The organism is Psychrobacter sp. AOP7-B1-24, assembly GCF_052376215.1.
Taxonomy (GTDB): Bacteria; Pseudomonadota; Gammaproteobacteria; order Pseudomonadales; family Moraxellaceae; genus Psychrobacter.
This window is the reverse complement of record NZ_JBQSVL010000164.1, coordinates 1-1560: the sequence shown is the minus strand read 5'-3', so window position 1 is coordinate 1560 and position 1560 is coordinate 1. Positions and strand designations below refer to the sequence as shown.

Genomic DNA, 1560 nt, shown 5'->3' with positions numbered 1-1560 from the left:
ATATGATTGAAGATGTCTATAGCCGTAAGATTGTTGGCTGGGAGGTTTATGACCACGAGTCAGGCGCATTAGCAGCTCAGCTGCTTGAGCGTACTTTAATCAGTGAGAATGTATTGCACACTGGGGTGGTGCTACACTCAGACAATGGGGCACCGATGAAAGCTCAAACCATGCGCATGAAAGCGTATGAGCTTGGGGTACTCACCTCTTACAGCAGACCGCGTGTCAGTAATGACAACCCGTTTGCAGAGTCTTTATTTAAAACCTGCAAGTATCGCCCTAATTGGCCTATCGATGGCTTTAAGAGCTTAGATGCGGCAAGACGATGGATGCTGAGCTTCACGCGCTGGTACAACAATGAGCATAAGCACAGTCAGCTGAACTTTGTGACGCCCAATCAGCGCCATACGGGTGAGGATAAGGAAATACTGGCGAAGCGTCTGCTCACGATGCAGCGCGCTAAAGATGAAAACCCGATACGTTGGGGAACTCAGGAGGTGAGGAACTGCGAGCCTGTAGGGCCAACAACGCTAAATCCTGTAAAAGAGCAACAACAGCAAAGATTACAAGCCGCTTAATTTAGCTTGATGGTGACAACTACCTTGAAAAACTCCGGTTACCTTGCACTAAATAAAGATCGAAAAATTTTATTGATTAAAATAATTTAAGATGTTTGAAAGAATGTTTAGCTTGACTTAGAATAAATGAGGTAGACTTAAGGTCTAATGAGAAGGGTAAAAAAGAACAAAAGTCCTTTTATTTTTCGTTATATACGAATTTTAGTTTACATTTAAATCATGTTTTATGTGATAGATTGCCTATAATTAATTTTTGAGATTTATATATGTCTATAGAAAAAACTGACGATAAATACATGGTCAACAGCCTACGTAATGGGCTTTTATTAATGGAGTTATTTAATAAACATGAAATAGCCAAGATGTCGTTATCGGAGATAGCCGCGCATCTGAAAATCAATAAGTCTAGTGCTTATAGGTTGTTATTTACTTTAGAACAGATGGGTTATATCAAAAAAGACAGCAATAAAAACTATATGTTAGATACCAAGGTTGTTGATTTATCTCATTCATATTTAACATCTATTTCATTCAAACAAGAAGCCTATGCGATAATGGAGCAATTACGAGATGATACTGGTACAGCAGTGCATCTCTTTACTTTGGATGGAATAGAAATTATCAATTTACAAAATATTCAACCATTAGGAAGTTTTATGTCGAATATACTTCCTGGTTTGAGATGGCCTGCTTATGCAACAGTAATCGGACAAATACTATTAAGTAATTTGTCTGATGAAGAAATAAGAATAAGGTTTAATGATTTTTCAGAGTGGAAGATTTACTCTGATGCTACTCCTGCTAACCTTGATGAGTTATTAGAAGTAGTCAATAGTGCACGTGGAAAAGACCATCTTACTAGTTGGCAAAAGTTCAATAATGATATGATTGCCTGTGCTGCACCAATCAAAGACTTGTCATCCAATAAAATCATATATGCGCTTTCTATTAGTTTTCCAGTAAATGCGTTTACATTGGAGTA

The 1560-nt window shown here is 37.8% G+C and carries 2 protein-coding genes; both read left to right on the top strand.

Going from position 1 to position 1560, the window contains the following annotated elements; genetic code table 11:
* On the top strand, window positions 1-578 hold a 578-nt coding region (locus ACT3QP_RS14740), incomplete at its 5' end, for a transposase (protein WP_444526019.1).
* 266 nt (window positions 579-844) lie between these two features.
* Window positions 845-1560: IclR family transcriptional regulator (locus tag ACT3QP_RS14735; RefSeq protein WP_444526018.1), on the top strand; the 716-nt coding region annotated here is incomplete at its 3' end.